The following is a 20,027-nucleotide window of genomic DNA, read 5'->3' as shown; positions in this document are numbered from 1 at the left end:
CTGTGCAGCCTCTATTTTTAGTATAAAAAACCGACATTTCTGGCCTGTTCTGGCCGATTGTGTTGTTATTAAGCAAGGCTAGTGGTAACTTTTGCCGCAAAGGTTAACGGCTTGTTAATCACTCAAGTTGAAAGGACAGGGCCAACAGACTGGCCCGGTAACAAAAGGTCTAACGGATGAGCAAACCCGCCCTCGAAGTCACGGGCCTGCACAAGCGCTATGGCTCGCTGGAAGTACTTAAAGGCATCGATCTTACCGCCGACAAGGGAGACGTGATCTCCATTATCGGCTCCTCCGGCTCCGGCAAATCCACTTTTCTGCGTTGCATCAACCTGCTGGAAACCCCGTCAGCGGGTGAAGTGCGCCTGCACGGCGAGCTGATTGAAATGCGCACCAACCGCGCCGGTGAGCGCGAGCCGGTGAACATGCGTCAGGTGGAGCGCATTCGCTCCCGGCTGGCCATGGTGTTCCAGAGCTTCAACCTCTGGTCTCACATGACCATTTTGCAGAACATCATTGAAGTGCCGGTGCATGTGCTGGGGGTGCCCAAAAAGGAAGCCATTGAAAAAGGCGAGGCGCTGCTCCAGCGGGTGGGGCTGTATGAGCGGCGGGAGTATTACCCGGGGCATCTTTCCGGCGGCCAGCAGCAGCGCGCCGCTATTGCCCGGGCGCTGGCGGTGGAGCCGGAGGTCATGCTGTTTGACGAGCCCACCTCGGCGCTGGATCCGGAGCTGGTGGGCGAGGTGCTGGGGGTGATGCGCAGCCTGGCGGAAGAGGGGCGTACCATGCTGGTGGTCACCCACGAAATGAGTTTTGCCCGGGATGTGTCCAACAAGCTGATGTTTTTGCATCAGGGCGTGGTGGAAGAGCAGGGCGAGCCGAAGGAAGTATTTGCCCATCCTTCTTCCGAGCGGTTCCGGCAATTTATCTCCTCGGTTTATTGAACAAGTGAACATTACACAAGGAGCAAGGTTATGAAAAAACTGTGGGTTGCGGGTGCCATTATGGCCACCCTGGCGGCTGGTGCCGTGCAGGCAAAGGAATGGAAAACCGTGCGTTTTGGTATTGAAGGCGCGTATCCGCCGTTTTCCTGGACCGATGAGAACGGCGAGCTGCAGGGCTTTGATGTGGACATGGCCAACGCCCTGTGCGAGCAGATGCAGGTGAAATGCCAGCTGGTGGCTCAGGACTGGGACGGCATTATTCCCGCTCTGCTGGCGCGCAAGTACGATGCCATTATTGCCGCCATGTCGATCACCGAAGAGCGCAAGCGCACCGTCGACTTTACCGGCAAGTATGCCCTGGTGCCCAACAAGTTTGTGGCCCCCAAGGGGGCCGACTTTGAGTTGTCGAAGGAAGGCCTGGCCGGCAAAAAGGTGGGCGTGCAGATCGCCACCACTCACGACAAGTACCTGACCGACAACTTTGGCGGTGATGTCAAGCTGGTGCGTTACGGTAACGCCGACGACGCCTACCTGGACCTCAAGGCCGGCCGGGTGGACTATGTGTTCCTCGACGCCACCGCCATTGAGGAAGGCCTGCTCAACAAGGAAGGTGGCGATGCCTTTGAATTTGTGGGCCCCTCGGTGACCGATGAACAATGGTTCGGCGAAGGCTTTGGTATTGCCGTGCGCAAGCAGGACAAGGATCTCAGAGAAAAGCTGAACCAGGCCATTCTGGATCTGCGTGAAAACGGCAAGTACCAGGAAGTAAACAGCAAGTACTTCGATTACGACGTTTACGGCGAGTAACTTAGCGGTAGCCGGCTCTGGCTGTGGCCGGCATAACAGGAAGTCGTGATGTTTGATTTAAAAGGCTACGAAGGCGCCCTGCTGGAAGGGGCCTGGGTCACTCTGCAGGTGGCGCTGTTGTCGTTGCTGCTGGCGGTTGCGCTTGGACTGCTGGGGGCGCTGGCCAAGCTTTCCTCGGTGCGGCCGGCCCGCTGGCTGGCCACGGTTTATACCACATTGATCCGCGGCATACCGGATCTGGTGCTGATGATGCTGATCTTCTTCGGCGGCCAGGTATTGCTGAACAACTCTCTTTATTCCCTGAACGAATCCCTGAATGAATGGCTGGGCGGGGGCGATCCCAACCACGAATGGACCAGCTACGTACCCGATTACATCGAGATCAGCCCCTTTATCGCCGGTATTATCACTATTGGTTTTATTTTTGGCGCCTACATGGCGGAAACCTTTCGCGGTGCCATTCTGGCGGTGGACAAGGGCGAGCTGGAAGCGGCCCGGGCCTACGGTATGAGCCCGTTGCTGGTGTTTCGTCGCGTGCTGTTTCCACAAATGATGCGCCATGCTCTGCCGGGGCTGGGCAACAACTGGCTGGTGCTGCTCAAGACCACGGCGCTGGTGTCGATCATCGGCCTGGACGACATGGTGCGCAAGGCCTCGCTGGCGGCGGGCGCCACCCAGTTGCCCTTTACCTTTTACCTGGCGGTGGCGCTGATCTTTTTGCTGTTCACCACCCTGTCGACCTCCATGCTGCGCTGGGCCGAACGCCACTACGCCATTCCGGGAAGGTAAGCCATGGATTTTTCAATCATTCTCAACGAGTGGCCGGTTTACTGGCAGGGCCTGTATACCACCGTCTGGCTGGTATCCCTGGCGCTGGTGCTGGGGCTGGCCATTGCCGTGCCCATGGGCATATTGCGTAACAGCAGCAACTGGCTGCTGAAAGGGCCGGCCTGGGCCTACATTTACTTCTTTCGTGGCACGCCGCTGCTGGTGCAGCTGTTTCTGATTTACTATGGCGCCGGCCAGTGGCAGTGGCTGAAAGACTCGGCGGCCTGGGAGTGGTTCAGCCAGGCCTGGTTCTGTGCGGTGCTGGCCTTTACCCTGAATACCAGCGCCTATACCGCCGAGATCATTCGCGGTGCCATCAATGCCATGCCCAAAGGGGAGATAGAAGCGGCCTATGCCTTTGGCATGAGCCGGCTGACCACCCTGCGGCGCATTATATTGCCCAATTCCTTTCGCCGGGCGCTGCCGGCCTACAGCAATGAGGTGATCTTTATGCTGCACGGCTCGGCGGTGGCGGGGGTGATCACCATAGTGGACCTCACCGGGGCGGCCCGTATCGTCAACTCCCGCTATTACTCACCCTTTGAGGCGTTCCTGGCGGCGGGGCTGCTGTATATGTGTCTGACGTTTCTGCTGGTATGGGCGTTTCGCCGGCTGGAAAGCCGATGGTTCCGTCATTTACGGCTGCGCAAGGTATAACTGACCGTGGGACTGGGGAGTAGGAGGTTGGGACGAGTTCCACCTGGCGGGCAGTTCCGTAGTTTCCCGAAGCAACAGCAGGTGTTGCCAAGCGTCCCGTGGATGGGCTTGAAGCGTGTCGGCGGAATGCAAACCTGCTGCTGTTTCGCACTCCGCGTGCAAACAGACGAACTTAATCCCTGAAGCTGGCCCAGATGGGAGCGTGATCCGAGGGTTTTTCGATGCCCCGCAGTTCGTAGTCGATGCCGGTATCGGCCAGTTGGTCCAGCAGCGGCTGGGTGGCCAGGATCAGATCGATGCGCAGGCCGCGGTTGTCGTTAAAGCCCTTGCTGCGATAGTCAAACCAGGAATAGGTCTCGGCGTTGTCCGGGTTCTGTGAGCGCCAGGTGTCGTGCAGGCCCCAGCCCAGCAGGCGCTCCATCCACTCCCGCTCTTCCGGCAGGAAAGAGCACTTCCCGTCCCGCAGCCAGCGTTTGCGGTTGGGCTCACCGATACCGATGTCCAGGTCGGTGTGGGAGACATTCACGTCGCCGATCACCACCAGCGCCTCGTCGGGCCGGTGATATTCGTTCAGGTAATGCTGCAGATCCTGGTAAAAACGTTCCTTGGCCGGAAACTTGGTTTCATGCTTGCGGTTTTCCCCTTGGGGGAAATAACCGTTCAGCACGGTCACGGGGCTGCCGTCGGGACGGGTAAAGCGGCCGATGATCATTCGCCGCTGGGCGTCTTCATCGTCGGTAGGGAAGCCCTTCACAATGGCCTGGGCCGGCTCCTTGCTCAGCAGAGCCACGCCGTAATGGGCTTTCTGGCCGTGAAAATAGACGTGATAACCCATGGCCTGCACCGCCTCAAGGGGAAAGGCCTCGTCATGCACCTTGGTTTCCTGCAGGCCGATAATGTCAGGATCGTGCTTGTCGATAAGCGCCTGAAGTTGATGCAGGCGGGCGCGCAGGCCGTTGATATTGAAGGAAATGACTTTCATAGCGCAATGAGGTTGAAAAATTTGGCCTCATGCTAGCAGAAAGCGGCTCAGTCGGCAGCCGGAGTCTCGGTGTCGTGGTAGATCATGCACCGGCTCATGCCGCCGTCCACGATAAATTCCTGACCGGTGATAAACTCGCTTTCCGGTGATATCAAAAAGCGCGCCATGGCCGCCACGTCTTTCACTTCGCCCACCCGGCCGGCCGGGTGCTGAGCGTGATCGGCCGGCCCTGGTGCCGGCGCGTTACCGGGCTGCAGCGCCGAGACATCAATCCAGCCCGGGCTGATGGCGTTAACCCGAACTCGCGGCCCCAGACTGATGGCCAGGGCGTGGGTCAGGGCCACCAGGCCGCCCTTGGAGGCGGCATAGGCTTCGCTGTCGGGTTCGGACTGATGCGCCCGGGTCGAGCCGATATTGACGATGGCGCCTCCCTGCTCAAGTAGTGGCGACAAATGCTTGCAGATCAGCATGGGGCCGGTAAGGTTGACCGCCAGCACCCGCTGCCAGTGGCTGAGAGAGAGTTTGTCGATGGGTTCGTGGTAGGGCAGGCTGATGGCGGCGTTGTTGATAATGCCGCACAAGCGGCCAAAGCGACTTTCCACCAGCCGGGCCAGGTTTTGCACCGAGGCCTCTTCGGTCACGTCCAGGTGTACCAGCTGCAGCCCGGGTATTTGGGCCTCGTCCAGCCGGCCAAGGGCTTCCTTGTCGATATCCACCCCCAGCACCTGATAATTGTGCCCCAGAAAGTAGCGGGTCATGCCCAGACCCAGCCCCCGGGCCGCACCGGTAATCACGATATTGCCGCTGTTCATGACGCCTCCCTGCGTACCGCATCGTCCCAATAAGCGTAGCGGGATTTTTGCTCACTGCCGCCGGTCTGCTGCCCTTGCCACACTTTGTGACAACTTTGCGGGACATTGACATAGTCTGGCCGCGCCAAACAGGTACACTGAACGCAGTTTGTATTTGGAAGCAAGTGCATGAAAAAAAATCATTATTCCCTGATGGCGAGCATCTGCCTGCTGTTGTTTTCCAGCCTTGCTGCGGCTCAGCAGGGGCCGGTGGTCAGTGCGGTCACGGTAACCGAGCAACGTCTGCCGGCACGGCTGCAACTGGTGGGCACCCTCAAGGCCAATCAGCGGGTGGCCATTGCCCCTCAGGTGGGCGCCCGGGTCACCGAGGTGCACTTCGTACCCGGTCAGCAGGTGGAAAAAGATCAGTTGTTGCTGAGCCTGGACGACAGAGCGGCCAGGGCGGATGTGAATGAAGCCCGGGCCGCCCTGCGGGACGCCAGGCGTATTCTGGCCAACTACCAGGCGCTGTTTAAACGCAAGGCGGTCACTCAGACCGAGCTGGAAGGCCAGCAGGCGGCGGTGGCCGTGGCCGAGGCTCGCCTGCTGGCGGCCCGGGTGGAAGCGGACTACCTCAGCCTGAAAGCCCCCTTTGCCGGTGTGATGGGCCTGACCGACGTGGCCCCCGGCAGCCTGCTCGGCGCCAATGACGAAGTGGCGGAGCTGTTTGACTCAAGCCGGCTCAAGCTGGATCTGGCGGTACCGGAGAAGCATTTTCTTAAATTAAGGGTGGGCGATAATCTGCAGGCCACCACCGAGGCCTACGGCGACCGCCTGTTCACCGGCCGGCTGGCAGTGGTGGCGCCGGCGGTGGATCCCGATACCCTCAATGCACGGGTGCGGCTGGAATTCGATAACAGCGATGGTGCCCTGGTACCGGGCATGCTGATGCGGGTGCAGCTGACCCTGGACAACGGTGCCAGCCTGGCGGTGCCGGCCAGCAGTCTGCTCTATGCGGGCAATCAGCGCTATGTGTTTGTGGTGGATGAGAGCGGCATGGTCAGCCGCCGCAGCGTGACCGTGGGGCGTAACCTGGGCGACTGGATCCAGATAAGCCAGGGCCTGAGCGCCGGCGAACGGGTGGTGAGCGAAGGCGTGGTCAAGCTGCGCGACGGCATTCGCGTCGAGGTAGCCGATGAAGCTCTCTGACATAGCCATTGCCCGGCCGGTGCTGGCCACGGTGCTGAGCTTGATGCTGTGCGTATTTGGCCTGATTGCCTTTTTTGAGTTGCCGCTCAGGGAAATGCCCGACACCACCTCGCCCATTGTGACCGTTCGTACCGACTACACCGGCGCCAGCGCCAGCGTGATGGAAAGCCAGGTGACCAAGCGGCTGGAAGATGAGCTGTCGGGGATCAGCGGCGTCAAATTCATCAGCTCCAGCACCAGTGACGGCAGCTCCCGCATTACGGTGGAATTTAACCCGGAGCGGGATCTGGATAACGCCGCCAGTGACGTGCGCGAGGCGGTGTCCCGAGCTTCGCGGCGGCTGCCCGACGACGCCGATGCGCCCGTGGTAACCAAGGACACCGGCCGCAACGACGTGATCCTGTGGGTGACCTTGAGATCCACCGGCCTGTCGGCGCTGGAACTGGGGGACTATGCCGAGAACGTGCTGGCCGATCGCTTCAGTCTGCTCGACGGGGTCAGCTCGGTGTGGGTGGGCGGGCGCAAGGAGCGGGTGATGAACGTGCGCCTGAACGCCGCCGCCATGGCGGTGCGTGGCGTCACAGTGGCCGATATCGCCGCCGCCCTGCGCAGCCAGAACGTGGAGCTGCCGGCGGGTATTCTGGAAAACGATCAGCAAAACTTTGCCGCCCGCATTGCCCGTGGTTACAACAGTGCCGACGATTTCAACAATCTGGTCATTCGCCGCCTGGGGAGCAGTGAACGGGTTTACTTGCGGGACGTGGCCGATATTCGGGAAGGGGAGAAGCCGGAAGACACCCTGTTTCGTTCCAACGGCCAGAGCGTGGTGGGGCTTGGCATCGTCAAGCAGACCCAGGCCAACACCCTGGATGTGATCGACGGGGTCAAGCGCGCTGTGCTGGCTCAGCGGCCCTTTCTGCCCGACAACACCGAGCTCACCTGGACTTACGACAGCTCGGTGTTTATTGAAAGCGCCATCAGCGAGGTGTACCGCACCCTGATGATCACCATGGCGCTGGTGGTGCTGGTGATCTACATCTTTCTCGGCCAGGTGCGTGCCACCCTGATCCCGGCGGTCACGGTGCCGGTATCGCTGGTGAGTGCCTTTATCGTGGCGCTGATCATGGGCTTTTCGGTCAACCTGATCACCCTGATGGCGCTGATCATGGCCATTGGCCTGGTGGTGGACGACGCCATCGTGGTGCTGGAAAACATTCACCACCATCTGGAGCGGGGACGCTCGCCATTGGCGGCGGCCTGGCACGGTACTCGCGAGGTGGGTTTTGCGGTGATCGCAACCACCCTGACGCTGATTTCGGTATTCCTGCCCATCGTGTTCATGGGCGGTGTGATCGGCCGCATCTTTACCGAATTTGCGGTGCTGCTGGCGGCGGCGGTGGGCTTTTCTTCTCTGGTGGCCCTGACCCTGAGTCCGGTGATGGCCAGCAAGCTGCTGCAAGTGAATGCTTCCCAGGGCTGGCTGGCGCGTCATTTCGATGCTCTGTTTACGCGTCTGGAGCGCGGCTATCGACGCCTGCTGGAGCGGGAGCTCAGTCATGGCTGGTGGGCGCCGCTTGCCATGGTGGCCGCCCTTGGCGTGATTGTGCTGCTGTTTCGGGAAATTCCCCAGAGTCTGACACCCAAGGAAGACAGGGGCGTGGTGTTCGTGATGGTCAAGGGCGCCGAGGGCGCCAGCTTTGAGCGTATGAGCCGGGCCATGGGCGAAGTGGAAAGCCGGCTGATGCCGCTCAGGGAACAGGGCATTATCAGCAGCCTGACGGTACGCACCCCCGGCTTTGGTGGCGGCGTAAACAGCGGCATCATGTTTGCCAGCCTGTCCAGCTGGGACGAACGCAGTATGCCGGCGGGGGCCGTGGCCGGACGCATTCGTGCCCTTACCCGGGACGTCACCGATGTGCTGGTAATCCCCATATTGCCGTCCTCCATTCGCGGCGGCTCCAGCACCCCGGTGGAGTTTGTACTGGGCGGCGCCGACTACGACGAGCTGCTGGAGTGGGCCGAACAACTCAGGACCCTGGCCCGGAACAACCCGGGACTCGACGATCTGGAGCTCGACTTTGATCGCACCAAGCCCGAGTTATTGGTGCAGGTAGACCAGCGTCGGGCTGCCAGTCTGGGGATTTCGGTGACCGACGTGGCCGACAGCCTCAACGTCATGCTGGGCGGTCAGGCCATTACCACCTATTCCCGCCAGGGCGAAGAATATGACGTCTTTCTCAAGGGCAACGAGGAAGACTTCAGCCGGCTGGACGATTTGGCTTCGCTGTATCTGCGCACCGGCGGGGGCGAGCTGGTGTCTCTCGATAATCTGGTCAATCTTCGTGAACAGGGCGCGCCGGGCTCGCTCAATCACTACAACCGCAAGAAGGCGATCACCCTGAGTGCCAACCTGGAGGGCAGCTACAGCCTGGGCGAAGCCCTGGATTACCTCGACGGCCTGGTGCGGGACAATCTGCCCGACAGTGCCACCGTTGATTACAAGGGGGAGTCACTGGAGTACCGCTCCAACCAGGGTGATGTGGCCTTTGTGTTCGGGCTGGCACTGGTGGTGGTGTTTTTGATTTTGGCGGCCCAGTTCGAAAGCTTTGTACATCCCTTTATTGTGCTGCTGACGGTGCCATTGGGGCTGCTGGGCGGCCTGCTGGGGCTGTATCTCTCTGGCATTACCCTGAACGCCTACAGCCAGATTGCCATGGTGATGCTGATCGGTCTGGTGACCAAAAACGGCATTCTGATCGTGGAGTTCGCCAACCAGTTGCGGGACAAGGGCCAGGACTTTGACCAGGCCCTGACCGAAGCGGCGGTGCGCCGGTTAAGGCCCATTCTGATGACCGCCTTTACCACGGTGGCCGGTGCCGTGCCGCTGATCCTGGCCGGCGGTGCCGGGGCGGAAAGCCGTCAGGCGGTGGGCATGGTGGTGTTTGGCGGCGTGGCCCTGGCTACCCTGCTGACGTTGTTTATCGTGCCCGCCATGTACCGCATGCTGGCCCGGCGCACGACCTCGCCTGAGCACCAGCAGCGCCGGCTGGACGCCGAACTGCGGGAGCCCGATTAAGTCTTACCAGCGCTGGCGAGGCGATCGGCCGGGCGGTGCCACCACCCGGTAGCCTCGCTGGTGAGGACGGTAGTAATTGCCGCCGTGGTAGTAGTAGGGGGTGCCGTTAAAATGCAGGCTGACGGAGCCGCCGGGCAACTCCCTGATCAGGCTGCCCAGGGGCAGGATCACCGAAATGCCGACACCTGTTGAACGGCGGCTTCGGTACTGCACATAGGGCGGGGAGTAGTAATACGGCTCCACTACCCGCAACCGGCGTTGATTGGGGCGGTAATGCTTGTGCTTGCGATAATGACGGTAGGCCTTGTGCTGCCGGTGAGAGCGAAACACCTTGTGGCGGCGTTCAAGACGATGGCGAAAACCCTGATGCCGGTACTGGCCGTAAGATTGATCATAACCCTGCAGCCGGTGATCGTGCCGGCGGTGATCCCGGTCCGCCTGGGCCGGTAAAGCAAGCACCAGCGCCGCCAGCAGGGGCAGCAGCCGAAGTCCGGTGTGAACCAGTGAATATGTCATGACACATCTCCTTTACTGCTCGGCCAGGGCCCATTGCCGTGGCACGCGGAGATACTCTAAGTATGGTTCATTCACACAGACATAAAAAAAGCCGGTGCGATGCACCGGCTTTTTCAATGATGGTGGAGGGAGCTGGATTCGAACCAGCGAAGGCTGAGCCGTCAGATTTACAGTCTGATCCCTTTGGCCACTCGGGAACCCCTCCACGAGTAAACTTGCAAATTGTGTGCTTCAATGCGATGCATTAAAACTGAATAGGTGGTGGAGGGAGCTGGATTCGAACCAGCGAAGGCTGAGCCGTCAGATTTACAGTCTGATCCCTTTGGCCACTCGGGAACCCCTCCACATCAGTGGGGCGCATACTATCAAAACGAACGGCAATGTGAACCCCTGAAAAGCAATTAATTTACTAAAATTCGGGGATTTCCGGCCGATAAGGGTTTAAACGCCTAACTTTTAAACTTTTCGTCCTTTATGCCAGCACCCGTACACGCCAATCTGCTGATTAACGACAGCCAACTGGGAGACAGCCTTAACCAGGCGGTCCACCAGGGCCGTCGTGGCGATTTTGGCTTGCTGCTGGCCATGCTGTCGGATGATGCGCGGGATCTGCCGCGCATTGAGGAGCCGGCAGCCGAGACGGGCGAGCCGGACTGGCGGGCTCATTTCGCCCTGCCCGAGCCCACGCCGCCGCTGTTTGCCGATGGCGTTGATCACATTCGGGCCGCCGGCCTGAGCCGGCTGGCGGGCGAGCTGCAACAGGACAGCCTGCGGCTGCTGCTTGCCATGCGTGGCGAGCCGCTTAAACCGTCTCGTAATGAACTGCCGGCGGAAGTGGCTTCCAACCTGGCCCCCCGCACCCTGGCGCGCATGCAGGGCCAGCTGAATGCCTATTTGCCCCAGCAGCCCGAACGCATGCTGGACGTGCTGGAAGCAGTACACGCCACAGCCTGATTTGCCTCAGACGTGAGACGTAAGAGTTAAGACGTCTCCCGTTTTACGTCTAACGATTAGCCTGCCGGCAGCCTTCAATGGCCGGGGCCAGCAACTGCAGGGCACTGTGCTCGCAGGGGGGCAGGGCGGCATCGCTGTGACCAAGAGGGGTGACCCGTTCGCCCCAGCGGATCACGCCGGCACCCCAGGTGAGGCCGGCACCAAAGGCGGCCGTCAGCAGCAGGGCCCCCGGACGTACCCGGCCCTGTTCCAGTGCCTCGCACAGGGCGATGGGCACGGTGGCTGCCGAGGTATTGCCGTAGTCGGCGATATTGATCATCACCTTTTCCGGCGGCAGCGCCATTTTTTTGGCCAGGGTCTCGATAATGCGGACATTGGCCTGATGGGGCAGCAGCAGATCGATGTGCTTCGGGCTCACGCCGGCCTGCTCCAGTACAAAGGCTGCGGCCTCGCCCATGCCGCGTACCGCCCGCTTGAAGATCTCCTGACCCTCGAAATTCACCTCAAACAGGCCGTCCACATGGGCAAAGCGGGTGCGGCAGGTGCCTGAGTCGGGTACCGCCAGAATATCCCTGGCGTCGGCATCACAACCCAGCTTGTCGGCCAGCAGGCCCACCGGAGCGTCACTGGCCTCCAGCACCACGGCGCCGGCACCATCGCCAAACAGTACGGCGGTATCGCGGCGGGTCCAGTCCAGATAGTGGGTCAGGCGTTCGGCGCCGATCACCAGCACCCGGTTCAGGCTGCCAGCCCGGATCAGTGCCGAGCCCACGCTCAGGCCATAGAGAAAACCGGTACAGGCGGCGTTAAGGTCAAAGACGGCGGCGCTGGCAATGCCCAGATTGCGCTGCACTGCCGAAGCGGCGCTGGGCACCAGGCTGTCGGGGCTGGCCGTTGCCTGAATAATGCCGTCGATATCGCCGGGCTCAAGGCCGGCGGCGGCCAGCGCGTGCCGTGCTGCCACCGTCGCCATGTCCGAGGTGTTGACGTGAGCGATGCGCCGGGTGCGAATGCCGGTGCGGCTTTGAATCCAGTCGTCGGAGGTGTCGAGAAAGGTACTGAGATCGTCGTTGCTGAGCTCGGCCGGGGGCAGGCACTTGCCCCAGCCGGAGATATTGGCATAACGCATGGCATTCCCGCTGGTTGATAAGTACTCAATCGATTATGCCCAAGGCCGGGTAAGCTGTCATGGGCTAATCACCAGTAAACCAGGGCCGCAGCCGGCGTCAGAGCCGGCCTTCCCGTTCCAGCCGGCTGCGCACCCAGTAGCGGTAAAGCCGGGACAGCGCCGGCCGTATCAGCGGCAGGCCAATCAGCATGGCCAGCAGCTTCAGGCGTGGCACCCGCTTCATCAGCAGAATATAGGCATCGAGCTCCGAGTAAATGTCACCCTCGGCGGTTTGCACATGCAGCTCCTGCAAGGCCTGCTGAGGACTGATCCCCAGGCTCAGCAGTACCTCTTCCCTACCGGTGATATCAAACCAGCAGATCTCGTTGCCCTTGTCGCCGGCCCAGCGTTCATAACGGGCCCGGTCTTTGATGCAGCCCTCGCAGGAGCCGTCGTAAAACACCACCAGCCGGTGGCGCGGCTTTTTTTCATCCAATGTTCGCCCTCCCTGGCCGCTTCCCTGAGGCCTGTATTTCAGCATAGTCCGAATCAGCCGAGGTAGCGTTGCTCCAGGTGGCGGCGAAAGGGCGCGGCGCTCAGGGCGTGGCCGGTGGCCTGAGCCATCAGCTCCCCGGTAGAGCACAGGCTGGCATGACGCCAGACGTTGTTTTCCAGCCAGTCAAACACGGCGGGCAGATCCTCGCTGATCAGCCGTTCAAAGGGGCCCAGTTGTTGCTGCATGGCCTCGGCCTGCTGGGCGGCGTAGATGGCACCCAGGGTATAGCTGGGAAAATAGCCGAAACTGCCGTCGGTCCAGTGAATGTCCTGCAGGCAGCCGTTTTGATAATCCCCTTCGGTATTCAGCCCCAGATAGTGCTGCATCAGCTGGTTCCAGCGTTCGGGCAGGTGGCGGGCTTCCAGTTTGCCCTCGATCAGATCCCGTTCAATGCGATAGCGCAGCATCACATGGGCGGGATAGGTGACCTCGTCGGCATCCACGCGGATCAGCCCCGGTTGCACGCGGGTGTAAAGGCGGGCCAGGTTGCCGGGGTCAAAGGCCGGCTGGACGCCAAAGTGTTGTGACAGCAGGGGGGACAGCCGGGCAATAAAGGCCGGATGGCGGGCCAGCTGCATTTCAAAGAACAGGCTCTGGGATTCATGTACGCCCATGGATCTGGCCTGGCCCACCGGCAGACGGCGCCAGGCCGCGGGCAGGCCCTGCTCATAGCGGGCATGGCCGGTTTCGTGAATAATCCCCATCAGCGCCTGCGCCACGTCGGCCTCGTCGTAGCGGGTGGTCAGGCGCACATCGTCACTGACACCGCCGCAAAAGGGGTGGGCGCTCACATCCAGCCGGCCGTGGTTAAAATCAAAGCCGAGCCAGTCCATCACCTCGAGTCCCAGGGCTTTTTGTTTGTCGGTGGCAAAGGGGCCCTGCAGCGGCAGCAGGATTTCATGTCGCTGCTTTTCCTGCACCTCGGCAATCAGCCCTGGAAGCCAGTCACTCAGCTTGCCAAACAGGGTGTCGAGAGTCTGGCTGCGCATGCCCGGCTCGTATTGCTCCAGCAGGCTGTCGTAGCGGGACAGCTCCAGGGCCTCGGCCCGGGCATCGGCGGCTTCCCGGGACAGGGCCACCACTTCTTCAAACAGCGGCAAAAAGCCGGCCCAGTCGTTGGCCGGGCGCAGGCTGCGCCAGGCGTGCTCGCAGCGGGAGCCGGCCAGGGAACGGGCACGCACCAGGTCGGCGGGCAACAGGGTGGCATCGCGCCAGGCCCGGCGCATCTCGGCCAGGCTTTGTTGTTGCTCGTGTGACAGAGATGCATTGTCGGCATCAGCGAACCAGTCACCCAGACGCTCGTCCTGCAGTTGCCGATGGCACAGCACCGCCAGGGTGCCCAGCGCCTCGGCCCGGGCTTCGTTGCCGCCGGCGGGCATCATGGTGGCCTGATCCCAGCCGCAAATGGCGCCCAGGTGCTGCAGATGATGCAACTGTTCAAAATGCTGTTCCAGTGCGGAATAAGACATGAGGTGATCCTTGCGGTAAAAAATCAGCCCTGGCGGCTTTGCAGCCGCTCGCGGGTGTGTTGTTTGGCCTGCTCGCTCTTGCGCAGCAAAACGTACAGGCAGCCGCTGCCGCCATGCTGGCGCAGGGCGCTGTGGCAGGCCAGTACCTCCGGCAACTGCGGCAGCCAGCCGGAGACATAGCTCTTGAGCAGGGCCGGCGGCTGGCAGCGCTCGCCCTTGCCGTGGACGATGACCACGGAGCGCAGGTCCTGGCGCAGGCAGGCGCGGATAAAATTCAGCAGGGCGTCACGGGCACGCTCCACGCTGTGATGGTGCAGATCGAGCCGGGCCTCGCAGGGATATTTGCCCAGGCGCAGCTTTTTAAACACGCCGTCCTGCACGCCGGGCTTCTTGTAGCTGACCATGTCATCGGGGCGCAGCAGCACTACATTGTCCAGAGACAGGCCGGGTTCGGCGGCGTCGGCTTCGGTTTCGGCGGCACGGCGGCGTTCGGCCAGCACGGCAGCATCCCGCTCGTCGCGGTGGCCGGTGGGCAGGGTGTCCTGCTTGATGGGGGTGAGTCCGTCCAGTTCACCAAGAAAGGACGACCAGTCGGAATGGCTCATGGTGCGGCTCCTTTAATTTAGGGTTAGCCGCAGTATAAGCAAATGACGTAAAAGGGGGAACGACGGAACCCGGGGGAGGAGGAAATCGGGTTCCGCCGTTATTTAACCTTGAGATTATTTACCGGCTTCGTGGCCGGGATCGGACTTCATCACCTTGTAGATGAAGTAGCCGGCGTAAAAACTGATCAACAGGGTAGTGGCGATGATAACCAGCATGGACATCAAGCCCACATCGCTGCCAAACATTAAATCGAGCCAGAATGCCATGAGTTGTCTCCTTTCGCGCTCTCCGTTGAAGCCATCCTAACGGGACCACATTGGCACATGCTGATCCTGATCAATAAAGCGGCTTGTCCCCAACTTCGTTAAGGGTATATCCCGCCTGTTGCAGCAGGGAAATGAGACCCTGATCACCATAAAGATGCAGCGCGCCTACTACCATCAGCGCCCGTTGCGGGGCCAGTTGCTCCAGTTGTGTCAGCCACATGTGATTGCGCCGGATCAGCAGCTCGTTTTCAATAAAGCCGGTCAGTGCCGGGCTTTGCTGTTCCTGCAATAACGCCTGCAGCGCCTGTTCGTCCCCGCTCAGCCAGGCGGTCAGCAGGTGATCGAGGTGATCCTGCAATTGCTCCAGCTCCTCCAGGCTGTGGGCCACAAAATCACGCTCAAGGCCGCGTTCATGCAGTGACGCCAGCAGCCCCATCACCAGTGCCGGTTGCTCCAGCCCGCTCACCGGCAACTGTTGATCTTGAGCCAGCAGCCGCAGTTGCATGTCGACGCCCTGGCGATTATGAAAGCCCAGCTTGGCCGCCTTGAGCTGAGTGAGTTGCAGCGCCGCAAACCAGGGCGGCAACTGACGCAGGGCCGGGCGACCGCTGCGCGCCACGGCCTGCTCCAGATCCTGGGCAAGCCGCTCGCCCAGCCTGGCCGGCCAGTCGGTATTGCGTTCAATCAGGTGCATAAAGTTGTCGGGGCGAAGGGTAAGCGGGTCCACTTCCAGCAGCAGCAGTTCGCTGTGCTCAAACGCCTCGAGCAAGGGCGGCGGCAGGGTGGCGAGGCGCTCGTCGGCAATATGGACCGAGCCAAACAGCCACAGCTGCTGATTATCCCTGGTGGCCTGCCACAGGGCGGGGGCCGCCAGGGTCTGGCCACACCAGAGCCACAGTAAAAGATGCAAAATCCGTTTCATGATACTTCCTGGGTTGCCATGCCAGCCTTGATTATGACGTTTCATGTGAAAAACGTACGTCAGCCGCCGGCCTTCAGCATCAGCCGGTCCAGGGCCCGGTCGCTCAGCAGCCGGCGCAGCCAGCCCAGCATCACGGTGGGGCGGGTCACCGGGTAGCGGGTTTTGGGGCGGGCACTGGTCAGGGCATGCAGCACCGGCGGCAGGCAGGCTTGTGGCTCCAGGCTGTAACGGGAGCTGGGGCCGGGGTTGTCCAGCCGCGCCAGAGTTTGCTCGTAGCCCGCCCGGTGCCGGCTTTGCTGCATATTGATATGGCGCAGAAAGGCGGCTTTGGCATTGGCACGAAAACGGGTTTCAATGGGGCCGGGCTCCAGCAGGCTGACGTGTACATTAGTGCCGGCCAGCTCCAGGCGCAGGGTGTCGGTATAGCCTTCCAGGGCGAATTTGGTGGCATTGTAGGCACCGCGATATTGCATGGCCACCAGCCCCAGTACCGAGCTGTTCTGAATAATGCGGCCTTCGCCGGCCTTGAGCATGTGTGGCAGTACCAGCCGGGTGAGGTGATGCGTGCCAAACAGGTTGGTGTTGAACTGTTCGCGCAGGGCGGCAGTGGGCAGGTCTTCCAGTGCGCCGGGCTGACCATAGGCGCCGTTGTTAAAGAGGCCATAGAGTTCGCCGCCGGTGAGTTCGAGGGCCTGTTCCAGTCCCTGCTCGATGCTGGCGTCATCGGCCAGATCCAGCCGCACCGCCTTGAGCCCTTGCTGTTGCAGCTGGATCACGTCCTGCTCACGGCGGGCCGAGGCGATAACCTTAAATCCTTTTTCCTGCAGGTAATGGGCCGCGGCCTGGCCTATGCCGGTAGAGCAACCGGTAATAAGAACGGATCTGGTCATGAATGGCTCCCGTTGTGAAGATGGGGCCAATGTAGCAGAAAAGGGGGGGCATATTCGATGGCGTGGCATCCCCGGCAGGAATCGAACCTGCATCTAACCCTTAGGAGGGGCTTGTTTTATCCATTAAACTACGGGGACGAAGCCGGGCACAATATTGCAAATTTCTTATTAAGGCGCAATCTTGTGCCGAGCGTTTGGCGGTTATTCGAACAGGATTACAGCTGAATCAGGCGATCCCCGGGCATCACTGTCATGCGTTTGGCCTCGGCGCCGGCCGGCACCAGCAGGCTGTAATCGGCATGGCTTTGCTGCACTACAAAGGCTGCCTTTGATGCCGTTTCGCTGTAATAGCCCGGGGTAAGCTGGCGGCGATGAGTGAGGGTAAATCTGTCTCCTGGCTGAATGCCTTCCCGCCGGCCCAGATCCATCAGTATGCCCTCTTCCGACTGCTGTACTATGTTGCCCACCGCCTTGAGGCAGGCCTGGGCCTTGATCACGTCCTGGCTGATGTTGGCCAGTAACTGCTCCACCGCCTGGCCGTAACCGGACTGCCAGAACCCCTGCTCATGCACGTTGACCTTGTCGTGCCGGCCGTAGTCCCAGCTTGCGCGGGTCTGGTAATGGCGTTGCAGCAGCACATCGCCGGTAAGTCCGTCTTCCAGAGTGATGCCAAGGCTGAAGGCGCGGGGAATATCGCCAAAGGTCCACCTGGTCCAGTGACCATCCTCGATGCTGATGTCGTCTATGATGCCGCTCAGCAACAGCCGGGACTGTTGCCGGCCGGCCAGGACATCGCCGCCCCGGCGCAGCCCGGCTTCACGGGGCAGGGCGGGATCCGTGTCCAGACCATGGGCCAGGGTAGACGTAATATTGACGCTGTGCTCCAGCTGGCTTGCCAGCCGGGTGGTGAGCGCCGTACCCAGTTCGTAGATCTGGCCGGCGGCGCCCTGCTGCGGGTGCTTAAGGGTAATGGGCGCCAGGGTCATGCCCGGACGGTAACGGCCGGCACATTGCTCCTGACGGCGCTCGCCGGGCCAGATATCGGCCCGCACCGTCAGCCACAGCCGGCCCTGGTGACGGCGCTCGTTGAGGATCAGGTAGTCCATCAGCTCCCCCTGGGCGGAAATATCCAGCTGCTGGCCGGCAAAGGCACCATTGGTGACCGACTGCACCGTACTGAGGGAAGCGCCCGATTGCAGTAAAGCATCGCTCAGGGCCTGCTCCAGCGCCTGCTGGCGGGCGGTGTCGGTGCCCAGACTGAGGGGCGCCGAGCCTTCGGCCTGATACCAGTCGGCCTTGGCCAGCAGCGGAAACAACAGCAACAGCGAAGCAAGGGTCTTTGTGATCACGGACGCATCCTGTCAAACGGTGGCCGCCAATGAAAAGTCGCGGTCCCAGTGAGAATATGGCAAGGTTTATGCAAAATTCTTGCCGGGCATTTGCCCGCCATCACCGGCGAAAGGGTAAAGTTGACGCCCTGGTGGCCGATACAGAGTCAGTTTCTTAAGCAACGGGAGCCTGTTGATGACACGAGCCCTTATTCTGGCCGCCGTGCTGGGCTTGACCGCCTGCGCCGGTCAGCCCCGGTTTGACGGCCAAAACCACTATTTGCCTCACGATCATGCGGCTCATTACGTCAGTCACCAGCCGCTGGGCAAGCCCCCGGCGCCGGCCCGCTCGCCCCGCCACAGCCAGGATGGGGTGCCCATGCGCATGAGCGCCGGCACTCGCAGTGCCTATCTTCCTGAGGCTGGCCCCTCATTGGTGGGCGGTCAGACTCAGCTGCAGCAGCACATGTCGGCCCTGGCTCACCGGCTGGTGTCGTCGGCCCATGACATGAACCGGCAGGCGGCCATTGCCGTCAGTGGTTTTGTCAGCCAGGAGGATTACACCAGTCAGGACGAGTTCGGCCGGCTGCTTTCGGAAACCATGATGTTTCAGCTCAATCAGCACGGCCTCAAGGTGGTGGACTTCAAGGCGCTGCCCTTTATTCGGATTACCCCCGAAGGCGATGTCAGCACCAGCCGGGACTACCGTCAGCTGAGCGGACGTATCAATGCCCAGTATCTGCTGCATGGCACCATCAGCCAAACCCAGGGAGGGAGGCTTATCAATGCCCGGCTGATCTCCATGGCGGATCACGGTGTTGTCAGCAGTGCTCAGCAGTTTGTACCCGATTACCTGGTGGCGGCCATGCTGAACACGCGCGGTCCCGAGATCCCCGACCACATCAGGAGACGTTATGAAAAATAAGCTGATGACACTGCTGGCGCTGGCGTCGCTTGTCGGCTGTGCCGGGCAGGGCTCGGCCGGTGCGCCAGCCGAGGATTACCTTTATGCGGTGGGGTATGCCCCCATCAGCCTGCAGCGGCCGGTGGATTACCAGCAAAAATTGCTGCACGCCATGCGCGCCTCACGCATGGATGCCTACCGGGAGCTGACCGAGCAACTGGGTGGGGTGGTGGTGTCGAGCTCCAGTCAGCTCGACAGTCATATTTTGCAGGACGGCACCGTCAGCAGTTCCAGCCGGGGCGTGGTGCGGGGTGCCCGGGTGGTGAACAGCTATCCCGATGGTGATATGTACGTGACCGAACTGGAGCTGGATCTGGCATTGTATCAGCAACTGCGCCGGGGTGGGCTGTAACGGCGCAAGCCGGCTTATACCTTGAAGCCGGCGCCCTTGTTGATGCCTTTGGTATGGCCTTTCTGGTCATAGGTCATGCTCTGGCGCTCGTGCAGCCGGCTTAAAATATTGGCCAGCTGGCGGGTACCGGCAAGGGACTGCTCCAGCACCTGCTCGGCCACCTGGTTACGCTCCTGGCACTGCGCCATCAGGGTGCGCAGGGCGTCGACCCGAGGCTGATAAGTGGTGGTGAGTTCGGCTACATTCGGATGCGCGCACAGCTGATTGTCGGTGGCCTGAATGTCGAGCAGCAGTTGTTGTTTTTGCTCGGTGAGGGGAGGCAGCTCCAGCGCCTTGCGTTGAACGATCAACGCCAGTTCCTGCTCGGTAAGGTCGAGCAGGCGCTCAAGTTGTTCCTGTTGTTGTTGCAGCAGCGTATCAAGGCTCATTAATACAGGGACTCTATGTCTTGTTCCAGATTGATGATGTTGCCGGCCAGTCTGTCGGCATCTATCTTGTAGCTGCCTTCATTGACCGCTTTTTTAATGGCATCCAGACGGGTGCTGTTGTCGGTGCCGGCACCGGCCTGCAGGCTCTGCTGCATGCGGTTGAGCTGTTTGGCTTCCGGGGTCAGGGTCACTTCGTCCCGGCCGCTGGCGGCCTGAGGGCGGTTGTCTGACCGGGCTTCGGCAGTATCGCTTTTTTGCGGATACTTGTTGCCGCTGACCGACGGACTGTTATGCAATCCGGGGGGGAGCTTGTCGATGGCCATAAGATTCAATCCTGATTTGCTGCTGTCATCCGGTTATCGACCGGCCTGTTG

General features: G+C 61.1%; 22 protein-coding genes and 3 tRNA genes. 9 read left to right on the top strand and 16 right to left on the bottom strand.

Features of this window, described 5'->3' with window-relative positions:
- Positions 1-176: 176 nt before the first annotated feature.
- The 4 genes from Q9290_RS08475 to Q9290_RS08460 are packed head-to-tail and all read left to right on the top strand — an operon-like array spanning position 177 to position 3,236.
- The gene (locus tag Q9290_RS08475) at positions 177-944 is read left to right on the top strand and encodes an ABC transporter ATP-binding protein (protein WP_306079212.1); all 768 of its coding nucleotides are present in this window, start codon (positions 177-179) and stop codon (positions 942-944) included.
- Between the two features lie 30 nt (positions 945-974).
- Entirely contained in the window at positions 975-1,751 is a 777-nt protein-coding gene (locus tag Q9290_RS08470) for an ABC transporter substrate-binding protein (protein WP_306079211.1), read from the top strand.
- 48 nt (positions 1,752-1,799) lie between these two features.
- Positions 1,800-2,540: an ABC transporter permease gene (locus Q9290_RS08465; RefSeq protein WP_306079210.1), complete on the top strand. Its 741-nt coding sequence runs from the start codon at positions 1,800-1,802 to the stop codon at positions 2,538-2,540.
- A 3-nt stretch (positions 2,541-2,543) separates the two neighbouring features.
- Positions 2,544-3,236, top strand: a complete 693-nt coding sequence (locus tag Q9290_RS08460; RefSeq protein WP_306079209.1) for an ABC transporter permease — start codon at positions 2,544-2,546, stop codon at positions 3,234-3,236.
- Positions 3,237-3,408: 172 nt separating this feature from the next.
- On the opposite strand, the gene xthA is transcribed toward Q9290_RS08460, so the two are convergent.
- Both xthA and Q9290_RS08450 read right to left on the bottom strand, forming a co-directional pair.
- Positions 3,409-4,218, bottom strand: coding sequence for an exodeoxyribonuclease III (xthA, locus tag Q9290_RS08455; RefSeq protein ID WP_306079208.1), 810 nt, complete (start codon positions 4,216-4,218; stop codon positions 3,409-3,411).
- A gap of 47 nt (positions 4,219-4,265) precedes the next feature.
- Positions 4,266-5,030, bottom strand: a complete 765-nt coding sequence (locus Q9290_RS08450) for an SDR family oxidoreductase (RefSeq protein ID WP_306079207.1) — start codon at positions 5,028-5,030, stop codon at positions 4,266-4,268.
- Positions 5,031-5,198: 168 nt separating this feature from the next.
- Between Q9290_RS08450 and Q9290_RS08445 the strand changes: the two genes are divergently transcribed.
- Both Q9290_RS08445 and Q9290_RS08440 read left to right on the top strand, forming a co-directional pair.
- The gene (locus Q9290_RS08445; RefSeq protein WP_306079206.1) at positions 5,199-6,218 is read left to right on the top strand and encodes an efflux RND transporter periplasmic adaptor subunit; all 1,020 of its coding nucleotides are present in this window, start codon (positions 5,199-5,201) and stop codon (positions 6,216-6,218) included.
- Complete coding sequence (locus Q9290_RS08440) at positions 6,205-9,294, top strand: efflux RND transporter permease subunit (RefSeq protein ID WP_306079205.1); 3,090 nt, start codon at positions 6,205-6,207, stop codon at positions 9,292-9,294. Before Q9290_RS08445 ends, Q9290_RS08440 begins: the two co-directional genes overlap by 14 nt.
- Before the next feature lie 3 nt (positions 9,295-9,297).
- Here the strand turns inward: Q9290_RS08440 and Q9290_RS08435 are convergent, their stop codons facing one another.
- From Q9290_RS08435 to Q9290_RS08425, 3 genes are all read right to left on the bottom strand, one after another.
- On the bottom strand, positions 9,298-9,810 hold the full coding sequence (locus tag Q9290_RS08435) for a DUF6515 family protein (protein ID WP_306079204.1): 513 nt from the start codon (positions 9,808-9,810) through the stop codon (positions 9,298-9,300).
- Positions 9,811-9,930: 120 nt separating this feature from the next.
- Positions 9,931-10,015, bottom strand: a tRNA-Tyr gene (locus Q9290_RS08430).
- Between the two features lie 54 nt (positions 10,016-10,069).
- Positions 10,070-10,154 (bottom strand) — tRNA-Tyr (locus Q9290_RS08425).
- A gap of 130 nt (positions 10,155-10,284) precedes the next feature.
- Between Q9290_RS08425 and Q9290_RS08420 the strand changes: the two genes are divergently transcribed.
- On the top strand, positions 10,285-10,764 hold the full coding sequence (locus Q9290_RS08420) for a VC2046/SO_2500 family protein (RefSeq protein WP_306079203.1): 480 nt from the start codon (positions 10,285-10,287) through the stop codon (positions 10,762-10,764).
- Positions 10,765-10,813: 49 nt separating this feature from the next.
- Here the strand turns inward: Q9290_RS08420 and Q9290_RS08415 are convergent, their stop codons facing one another.
- The 9 genes from Q9290_RS08415 to Q9290_RS08375 all read right to left on the bottom strand — a co-directional run bounded on the left by Q9290_RS08415 (position 10,814) and on the right by Q9290_RS08375 (position 17,930).
- Positions 10,814-11,893 carry a ketoacyl-ACP synthase III gene (locus tag Q9290_RS08415; RefSeq protein WP_306079202.1) on the bottom strand — a complete coding sequence of 360 codons (1,080 nt, stop codon included), beginning with the start codon at positions 11,891-11,893 and terminating at the stop codon, positions 10,814-10,816.
- Positions 11,894-11,990: 97 nt separating this feature from the next.
- Positions 11,991-12,368, bottom strand: a complete 378-nt coding sequence (locus tag Q9290_RS08410; protein ID WP_306079201.1) for a thiol-disulfide oxidoreductase DCC family protein — start codon at positions 12,366-12,368, stop codon at positions 11,991-11,993.
- Positions 12,369-12,421: 53 nt separating this feature from the next.
- Positions 12,422-13,897 carry a carboxypeptidase M32 gene (locus Q9290_RS08405; RefSeq protein ID WP_306079200.1) on the bottom strand — a complete coding sequence of 492 codons (1,476 nt, stop codon included), beginning with the start codon at positions 13,895-13,897 and terminating at the stop codon, positions 12,422-12,424.
- A gap of 23 nt (positions 13,898-13,920) precedes the next feature.
- Positions 13,921-14,502, bottom strand: a complete 582-nt coding sequence (smrA, locus tag Q9290_RS08400) for a DNA endonuclease SmrA (protein WP_306079199.1) — start codon at positions 14,500-14,502, stop codon at positions 13,921-13,923.
- Positions 14,503-14,616: 114 nt separating this feature from the next.
- A complete protein-coding gene (locus tag Q9290_RS08395) occupies positions 14,617-14,769 on the bottom strand; it encodes a DUF3149 domain-containing protein (protein WP_306079198.1) in 153 nt (50 codons plus the stop codon).
- Between the two features lie 70 nt (positions 14,770-14,839).
- On the bottom strand, positions 14,840-15,691 hold the full coding sequence (locus tag Q9290_RS08390; protein ID WP_306079197.1) for a TraB/GumN family protein: 852 nt from the start codon (positions 15,689-15,691) through the stop codon (positions 14,840-14,842).
- Positions 15,692-15,750: 59 nt separating this feature from the next.
- A complete protein-coding gene (locus Q9290_RS08385) occupies positions 15,751-16,581 on the bottom strand; it encodes an SDR family oxidoreductase (protein WP_306079196.1) in 831 nt (276 codons plus the stop codon).
- Between the two features lie 63 nt (positions 16,582-16,644).
- Positions 16,645-16,719, bottom strand: a tRNA-Arg gene (locus Q9290_RS08380).
- A 77-nt stretch (positions 16,720-16,796) separates the two neighbouring features.
- Positions 16,797-17,930 (bottom strand): flagellar assembly protein T N-terminal domain-containing protein, encoded by a 1,134-nt coding sequence (locus Q9290_RS08375; RefSeq protein WP_306079195.1) that lies wholly within the window; start codon positions 17,928-17,930, stop codon positions 16,797-16,799.
- Between the two features lie 175 nt (positions 17,931-18,105).
- On the opposite strand from Q9290_RS08375, the gene Q9290_RS08370 reads away from it, so the two are divergent.
- Both Q9290_RS08370 and Q9290_RS08365 read left to right on the top strand, forming a co-directional pair.
- Positions 18,106-18,834: a FlgO family outer membrane protein gene (locus Q9290_RS08370; protein ID WP_306079193.1), complete on the top strand. Its 729-nt coding sequence runs from the start codon at positions 18,106-18,108 to the stop codon at positions 18,832-18,834.
- Positions 18,824-19,225, top strand: coding sequence for an LPP20 family lipoprotein (locus tag Q9290_RS08365; RefSeq protein WP_306079192.1), 402 nt, complete (start codon positions 18,824-18,826; stop codon positions 19,223-19,225). The genes Q9290_RS08370 and Q9290_RS08365 overlap by 11 nt, the downstream gene beginning before the upstream one ends.
- 14 nt (positions 19,226-19,239) lie before the next feature.
- Here the strand turns inward: Q9290_RS08365 and flgN are convergent, their stop codons facing one another.
- Together flgN and flgM are read right to left on the bottom strand one after the other, a co-directional pair.
- On the bottom strand, positions 19,240-19,653 hold the full coding sequence (flgN, locus tag Q9290_RS08360) for a flagellar export chaperone FlgN (RefSeq protein ID WP_306079191.1): 414 nt from the start codon (positions 19,651-19,653) through the stop codon (positions 19,240-19,242).
- Positions 19,653-19,976 carry a flagellar biosynthesis anti-sigma factor FlgM gene (gene flgM, locus Q9290_RS08355; protein ID WP_306079190.1) on the bottom strand — a complete coding sequence of 108 codons (324 nt, stop codon included), beginning with the start codon at positions 19,974-19,976 and terminating at the stop codon, positions 19,653-19,655. Before flgM ends, flgN begins: the two co-directional genes overlap by 1 nt.
- Positions 19,977-20,027: the final 51 nt, after the last annotated feature.

It is taken from the genome of Oceanimonas aquatica (assembly GCF_030732065.1).
Lineage (GTDB): Bacteria > Pseudomonadota > Gammaproteobacteria > Enterobacterales > Aeromonadaceae > Oceanimonas.
Note: the sequence above shows the minus strand (reverse complement) of the source record. Positions and strands in the feature narration are given on the sequence as shown.